This is a genomic window from Pseudomonas taeanensis MS-3 (assembly GCF_000498575.2).
Classification (GTDB): domain Bacteria; phylum Pseudomonadota; class Gammaproteobacteria; order Pseudomonadales; family Pseudomonadaceae; genus Aquipseudomonas; species Aquipseudomonas taeanensis.
On sequence record NZ_AWSQ01000011.1, the window covers coordinates 63,853 to 71,118 of the forward strand.

6 protein-coding genes are annotated in these 7,266 nt (G+C 62.4%); 3 read left to right on the forward strand and 3 right to left on the reverse strand.

What is annotated here, in order from left to right:
* Position 1: 1 nt before the first annotated feature.
* A complete protein-coding gene (gene pqqF / locus TMS3_RS23795; RefSeq protein WP_043302016.1) occupies positions 2-2,557 on the reverse strand; it encodes a pyrroloquinoline quinone biosynthesis protein PqqF in 2,556 nt (851 codons plus the stop codon).
* Positions 2,558-2,827: 270 nt separating this feature from the next.
* Between pqqF and dusA the strand changes: the two genes are divergently transcribed.
* Positions 2,828-3,838 (forward strand): tRNA dihydrouridine(20/20a) synthase DusA, encoded by a 1,011-nt coding sequence (dusA, locus tag TMS3_RS23800; protein WP_025167801.1) that lies wholly within the window; start codon positions 2,828-2,830, stop codon positions 3,836-3,838.
* 220 nt (positions 3,839-4,058) lie between these two features.
* Complete coding sequence (gene tal / locus TMS3_RS23805) at positions 4,059-4,985, forward strand: transaldolase (protein ID WP_025167802.1); 927 nt, start codon at positions 4,059-4,061, stop codon at positions 4,983-4,985.
* Positions 4,986-5,045: 60 nt separating this feature from the next.
* Here tal and rssC read toward each other — a convergent pair whose 3' ends face one another.
* Together rssC and rssB are read right to left on the reverse strand one after the other, a co-directional pair.
* Complete coding sequence (gene rssC, locus TMS3_RS23810; RefSeq protein WP_025167803.1) at positions 5,046-5,528, reverse strand: anti-sigma factor antagonist RssC; 483 nt, start codon at positions 5,526-5,528, stop codon at positions 5,046-5,048.
* Positions 5,529-5,536: 8 nt separating this feature from the next.
* Entirely contained in the window at positions 5,537-6,721 is a 1,185-nt protein-coding gene (gene rssB / locus TMS3_RS23815; RefSeq protein ID WP_025167804.1) for a two-component system response regulator RssB, read from the reverse strand.
* A 213-nt stretch (positions 6,722-6,934) separates the two neighbouring features.
* On the opposite strand from rssB, the gene TMS3_RS23820 reads away from it, so the two are divergent.
* On the forward strand, positions 6,935-7,234 hold the full coding sequence (locus tag TMS3_RS23820) for a PilZ domain-containing protein (protein WP_025167805.1): 300 nt from the start codon (positions 6,935-6,937) through the stop codon (positions 7,232-7,234).
* Positions 7,235-7,266 lie beyond the last annotated feature (32 nt).

The following is a 7,266-nucleotide window of genomic DNA, read 5'->3' on the forward strand; positions in this document are numbered from 1 at the left end:
ATCAGCTCGGCGTCATCCAGCGCTTATCAGGCGCTCTGCTGTTGGCCAGCACGCGCCAGCCACCCTGCGCCTGGCCCAGGGCGTGATGCTGTTGCAGCAGGTCGTGCCGAGTGCATTGGGCCAACGCCCGGTGCAAGGCCGCCGGATGCGATTCAGGTAACCCGGCCAGGTGCAACTGCCACTGCTGCTCGGCGAAGTCCGCTGCGCTGCTGGCTTGTTCGCGCAGCTGTCGGCCCTGCTCGGCAGCAGCAGCGGCCACAGCCGCCTCGCTCAAGCTGGCCAGGCGTTGGCTCTGGACCTGGAGGAACACCTCGATATGGCCGAGAATTTCCTTCGCCGAGGCATGCGGCGATTGCACGGCAAACAGAATGCCGCGCTGCGCGCGTACCTGGCGATACCCGCAGAACACCGCATAGCCCAGTTGCAGATCGCTGCGCAGGCGCTGGAAGAACGCGCCCTGGTAGAGATGCGCCAGCAGCCGCCAGGCCGCCTCGGTAGCGGCATCCGCCGCCACTAGCGGGCAGAACAGCAACAGCGCCGACTCCCCGCAGTCGAGGGCCGCGTCCTGCCAGTAACGCCCTGCCCAAGGCATCGCCGGCGCGTGACTCTGCAGCGGTATCGGCAGCGTGACGAACATCCGTTCGAGCGCAGCCTGCCCTGCCGGCGAGAACCCCACGCCGAGGCCCTCGACCCGTGCCTGACGATAGCCGGCGCGCAACTGCGAGACGCTCAGCGCAGGGCCCTCCTCGACCGGCCCGCCGAACACCTCGGGCAGACGCCGCAACAACTGACGAATCGGCATATCATCCGCTGCGGCTCCCGGCTCCGCCTGTTGCAAGGCCTGCAGCGATGGTTCGAGCAAGCGGGGCCATAGCAGCCTCAAGACGCCGACCAGCAAGTTGGCCGGCCCTTGCAACGAGAGCTCCAGGCTGTCGCCCTGCCCTGACAGCTGTAGCCTCACGCCGAGCTGCGCCGCATCGGCCTGAAGCTTGCGCACGTCCGCCTGGGCGACCCGCAGCAGATCGATTAGCGGCAGGCCGTCGGCAAAACAGCAGCGCCCGTGAAACGCGCCGAGGCCACCGCCCTGCTGAGCTGGGACAGCGGCGGGAGCCGGCAGCCACTGCAGCTGGGCCCGGTGACCGAGCATTGCCCCTGGAGCCGGGTCATCGTTCAGCAGCGGATTGCCTGCGGGCAATTGCCAGGTCCAGTCTCGCTGAGGTGCGCTGACCGCGGCCTCAGCCACCATGCGCAAGGCAAAACCAGCGGTGGGCCAGCTCGCCACTTCAGTGCAGCCCGTGACCAGCCTGATCGAGCGCCGTGGCTCCTGCAGCTGCGCCAACAGCTCATGCACGGCAGCCTGCCCCTGATCCGTCAGCCCGAGCGGTGAGGGACCGCCACCGGCCAGGCCGTCCTGCCAGTAGCGCGCGAGGGCCAATGGCCCGAGACTCTGCAAGCGCCAGCCCTGGATCGCCCGGTAGCGCTCAACCAAAGCGGCGTAGTCAGCCCTAGCCGTAAAAAACGCCAACCAGTCCTGGACCGCAGCAGCGATAACCGCAGCGCTCTGAACGGACTCGTCGACATGACTGAAACTCATCAGTAACAGGGTCTGATCGGCGAAACGGTACAGCACCCGCACCTGCAGTCCGCGGCATAACTCGGCCTCGCGCAGCGTGGCGAGCAAACCGCCGGCCGACTCCGACACTATCCATAGCTGCAGAAAATCCAGCGCCTGATCAAGTCCAGCGCCTGCGAGTCGGCCAGGTAATTCCAGGGCAAAGCCCAGCTGCACACTTGGTTCGCCTGCTTGCAGGCTCATGCGCAGCTGCTGACGTCGCAACGGCAACAGCGGCGCAGCTAACGCCTGCGTGTACCGCGCCTGACTCGGTAACGCGCTTGCAACGCGCTGCGCCAGGCCGAACAACTCCTCCACCGACTGCGGGCCAACCAGCACCAGTGATAGCTGGGCGGCCTGATAGAAACGCCGATGGAAGCCGTGCAGCGCCTGTTGGAATGCTGCGTCCTCGACTGGCAGGGTCTGTCGATTGCCCGCCTGAAATGCCGCAAACCGATGCCCAGCCGGCAACGCCTGACCCAGTGCCGTGGCCACCAGCATATCGGCGTCCTGCGCGCGGGCGAGAAACTCGGCATGCACCACCTCGCGCTCGCGCAACTGCGCATCCTCAGCCAGTAGCGGCTTAGTCAGCATATCGATCAGTCGCGCCAGTGCTTCGCCGAGCCGATCCGCCGGCACCTCGCAGAAATAATCGGTATGCCGCGCCTGGGTCGAGGCATTGACTTGGCCACCACAGCCCTGCACAAAGGCCATCAGCCCCTGGTCGACGGCAAAGCCGGCACTGCCTAAGAACACCAGGTGTTCGAGAAAATGCGCCAACCCCGGATACGCCTCGGGTTCGTCATGACTACCCGCCGCAACCCGCACACTGATCGCCGCTTTGCCCGCGCCAGGCAGGCTGAGCATGGCAACCCGCAGACCATTGGCCAACGTCCGGCAGTCGGGCTGCGCAGCGTTGTCTTGCGGTAGTTCAGCGGCAGGCATGAGGTGGCAATACTCTGACAGGTGACGGCGCTTCAGCATCGGTTACCGCGCAGAGCCTGGGCAATTGTGCTTTGGCAGCATCGACCTAAGCCTAAAGTCGCAGCCACGCCCCAGCAGCCGAGCGATAGGCTGCCGCGCTCAGGGCGGGCTTTCCTGATAAACTCGCAGCCCCTGCCGCACTGACCCTGGCTGCGCCAACTGTCGCTGAGCGCCCAGCGTGCCCGGCAACAAGGCGCACGAATCCAGCCAGCCGAAACCAGATCACTGAAGATGCCTGAAGAACACGCCAACCTGCCGCCCAAAGCACCCACCCTCCTGTCCCGCCGCTTCTCCGTGGCGCCGATGATGGATTGGACTGACCGGCATTGCCGTTTCTTTCTGCGCCAACTGTCCAGGCACACCCTGCTCTACACCGAGATGGTTACCAGCGGCGCCTTGCTGCATGGCGACAGGGCGCGCTTTCTGCGCCACAGCGCGGCGGAATACCCGCTGGCCCTTCAATTGGGCGGCAGTGTGCCGAGCGAACTGGCGGCGTGCGCCAAGCTGGCGGAAGAAGCCGGTTATGACGAGGTCAACCTGAACGTCGGCTGCCCCAGCGACCGGGTGCAGAACAACATGATCGGCGCCTGCCTGATGGCCCACCCGGCGCTGGTCGCCGACTGCGTCAAGGCGATGCGCGATGCGGTGAGCATTCCGGTGACGGTCAAGCACCGTATCGGCATCGATGGCCGCGACAGCTATGCCGAGCTGCGCGACTTCATCGGTCAGGTCTGTGAAGCCGGCTGCCAGAGTTTCACCGTGCATGCACGCATCGCCATCCTGTCCGGCCTCTCGCCCAAGGAGAACCGCGAGGTTCCCCCGCTGCGCTATGACGTCGCGGCGCAGGTCAAAGAGGACTTCCCCGACCTGGAAATCATCCTCAACGGCGGCATCAAGACCCTCGAGGCGTGCCAGACGCACCTGCAGACCTTCGATGGCGTGATGCTCGGCCGCGAGGCCTATCACAACCCCTATCTGCTCGCGCAAGTGGATCAACAACTGTTCGGCAGTGCCACGCCCGTGATCAGCCGTATCGAAGCCATGCAAAGCATGCGCCCCTATATCGCCCAGCACCTGAGCGAGGGTGGCGCGATGCACCACGTGACCCGGCACATGCTCGGTTTGGGCCAGGGTTTCCCCGGGGCGCGACGCTTCCGCCAACTGCTGTCCGTGGACATTCACAAAGCCGCCGAGCCACTGGCGCTGTTCGACCAAGCCGCGCAATTGCTGCAAGGACGCTAGGGTCTGTTGCCGTTTCATTCGCGGCCGCGCCGTAGCCTGTTTTTGCGCGAGGCAAGGCACGAGGAGCGCGGTTTGGTTGTTCCAAATGAGCGACGAGAAACGCCGCATCGCGCAAAAACAGGCCCGGCCCTTCGNNGAAACGGCAACAGACCCTAGCAGCCGTTGAGCCGCTTGAGCGGCTCGGGTAAGGTCATGGCATCCGTAACAACAAGGCTTCGTCATGACCTCCAAGCTGGATCAACTCAAGCAGTTCACCACCGTGGTCGCCGACACCGGCGACCTCGATGCCATCGCCCGACTGAAACCGATCGACGCCACCACCAACCCCTCCTTGCTGCTTAAAGCCTCCGCCATGCCGCGCTACAGCGAATTGCTGCGCAGCGCCGTCAGCGCCAGCAATGGCGACCTCGGCCTGGCGTGCGACCTGTTCGGCGTAGGGGTTGGCCAGGAAATTCTCAAGGTGATTCCGGGACGCATCTCCACCGAAGTCGATGCGCGCCTGTCGTTCGATACCCAGGCCACTCTGCGCCGCGCCGAGCGCCTGATCGAGCTGTACGATCAAGCCGGTATCGGCCGCGAGCGCGTGCTGATCAAGATCGCCTCGACCTGGGAAGGCATCCGTGCGGCCGAGCAGCTGGAACGAGCCGGCATCCAGTGCAACCTCACCCTGCTGTTCTCCTTCGCCCAGGCACAGGCCTGTGCGGATGCCGGGGTGTTTCTGATCTCGCCGTTCGTGGGGCGGATTTACGACTGGTACAAGAAGACCGAAGGCCGTGACTTTGCGGGTCAGGAAGACCCGGGCGTGCAGTCTGTGACGCGGATTTACAACTACTACAAGGCCAACGATTACCCGACCGTGGTCATGGGCGCGAGCTTTCGCAACCTTGGCCAGATCGAACACCTGGCCGGCTGCGACCGCCTGACCATCAGCCCCGAACTGCTGCAGCAACTGGCTGACGATCAGACCAGCCTCGTACGCAAACTCGGCTCAGGCGCGCCAGCCGAAGCCCGGCAAACCCTGACTGAAAGCCAGTTCCGCTGGGCGATGAACGAAGATGCCATGGCGACCGAGAAGCTCGCCGAAGGCATTCGCCTGTTCGCCCGTGATCAGGAAAAGCTGGAAGCACTACTCGCTGGCAAAGCCTGAATGCACAACGGGGCGCCGACTTTCATCGAGCGCCCCGTAGCGGCTTGAACAGAAGAGCGATCAATGGTGTTCGAGGGCGTTGACCAGATCGTGAAAGGCTTCGCGATTGGACTCGTTCAACCCCATCAGAATCCGATGAGCCTCCAGCACTTTGGCGCGCACCACGTCTTCTGACTGATCTTGCGACGGCAAATCGGCTAGCGAATCCGGGCAGGGTATCGGGCGGTCGACGATATTGAACACCTGATCGAAACCCATCGACTGTAACAGCCGGGTAATATCCGGATGGGTCGTGACCACAGTCGGCAACAAGCCGACTTTCTGCCGTGACAGGATCGACAGCTTCGCCAGCAGCCCCAGGGTAGTGCTGTCGATGCTGCGAGTCTCGGTCAGGTCAATGACGATGGCGGTGAAATTCAACGCGGTGAAAATCTTTTCGATAGTCGCATCTAACGCAGAGCACAGCGTCAGACGCACCTCGCCAACAAACTTCAGGATGAAGGTACCGTCTTGTTCGGCGAATTGGATTCTACCGGGGCTTATCCCGAGATTCATGCAAGGTTCCTGCTTAACACCAGCAAGGCGATATCATCCGGCATATCCGCTAGGTTGGCCAGCCCAAACACTTGGCGCAAACCATCCAGGGTTCCGCCTGCCGAACTGACCAACTGAGGCAGCGCGGCTTCTTTTTCCTGAAGAGTATCGCCTGGCAGCAGATCGAGTATCCCGTCTGACAGCAGGGTCAGACTGAATGAGTCCGGCAACTTCAGCACGTGATCCGTGTACGTAGCCTCATTGAACAAACCCACGGGCAAACCACGGCCTTCCAGGTAGTGAGCTTTCCCCTCGCTGAAGAGCACCGGCAAAGGTAGGTGCCCACCAATACTGTAAGTCAGCTGGCCGCTCTGCTCATCGATCACCCCACCCAGCATGGTGACATGCTTACCCAGCTTGCAATTGATCAGTCCCCGGTTGATATGGTCGAGCACCTCAGAGGGCTTGAACTCTGGAAAACTGCTGCCACGGCGCAACTCGTAGAGCAGGCGGGTGGTCATGAACTTCAGCAACACGGTGACAAACGCCGAAGAGGCGCCGTGCCCAGAAACGTCTGCCAGATAGAATGCTACGCGGCGCTCATCGACACGAAAGTAGTCGACGAAATCACCAGACAAGTAGAGCGACGGAATGATCTGATGGGCAAAGCGCAAACCATCGACCTGCCAGGGCGTCACCGGCAGCATGTTCATCTGCACTTGTCTTCCGGCGTTCTGGTCTTCCTGCAACAGACTCAGACTGGCCTGCAGTTCGCGGTTGGCGGCTTCCAGTTTATCCCGATAGCGCTGGTTCTCCAGGCGTAGATGGGCGCGATCCAGCGCACGACGCACGGAGTGCTCGAGCACCGCGAGGTCTTCCAAGGGTTTGATCAGGTAATCCGCGGCGCCAAGGCGCAATGCCTCGACAGCATCACTCATCACGCCCGCACCGGAGACCACTATGATTGGCGTGGCCACTTCCAGCGCATTGATGCGGCGGATCAGCTCCAGGCCATCGACCTGGGGCATGCGCAAATCGCAAATAACCAGATCCGGCTCTTCGCGCTGAAAGACTTCCAAACCTTGCAGGCCGTTCTCGGCTTGCAGGACATTGAAGCCACTGTCTTCCAAGTAGGCGGCGAGACTCGCGCGAACGACTTCGTCGTCGTCAATAATCAGTAGCGTGGCACTGGTTTTGTGCATGGGGTTTCCAGGCAAACTGCGCCGGGGCGGCGTGGCGTAAGCGCTAGGCCAACGACCTGCGCGGGGTACTCGGTTCGCGTTAAGGCGCAGACGGTACTCCCATCCGTACCTCGATTCAAGCATACGCCGATCGTCACCCGGCGACTTTACACCTGAAATCGACGAGGGTTATAAGGAGCCTAGGAGAACCACAATCACAAGAGGATAGCGTCCATGAGCCAAAGCGATCATGCATACAGTGAAAAACGCGACTACATCCGTATGCGGTTGGAAGCACCGGTAACCTTGCACCACGCTCAAGGGCAAGTCTCCGCGCTTTGTCTCGATCTCTCGAGCACAGGCATGCAGATCGAGGCAGAGTGCGCTCTGCGCATGGGCGACAAGGTCAAGGTGCATATCGCCTCCGACCATAACGAACTCAAGGGGTTGGACGCCGAAGCCGAAGTGGTACGCGTGACCGATCTCGACAACGGTCGCCAGGCATTGGGCTTGGCGATTATCTCGATGACCTGAAACAGGTGGTACCGGATATGAAGAAGGCGGCC

What these genes read in the sequence shown, in the direction of transcription:
- rssB (WP_025167804.1), bottom strand. Translation starts at nt 6,721, where the DNA reads ATGCACAAAACCAGTGCCACGCTACTGATTATTGACGACGACGAAGTC.
- dusA (WP_025167801.1), top strand. Translation starts at nt 2,828, where the DNA reads ATGCCTGAAGAACACGCCAACCTGCCGCCCAAAGCACCCACCCTCCTG.
- pqqF (WP_043302016.1), bottom strand. Translation starts at nt 2,557, where the DNA reads ATGCCTGCCGCTGAACTACCGCAAGACAACGCTGCGCAGCCCGACTGC.
- TMS3_RS23820 (WP_025167805.1), top strand. Translation starts at nt 6,935, where the DNA reads ATGAGCCAAAGCGATCATGCATACAGTGAAAAACGCGACTACATCCGT.
- tal (WP_025167802.1), top strand. Translation starts at nt 4,059, where the DNA reads ATGACCTCCAAGCTGGATCAACTCAAGCAGTTCACCACCGTGGTCGCC.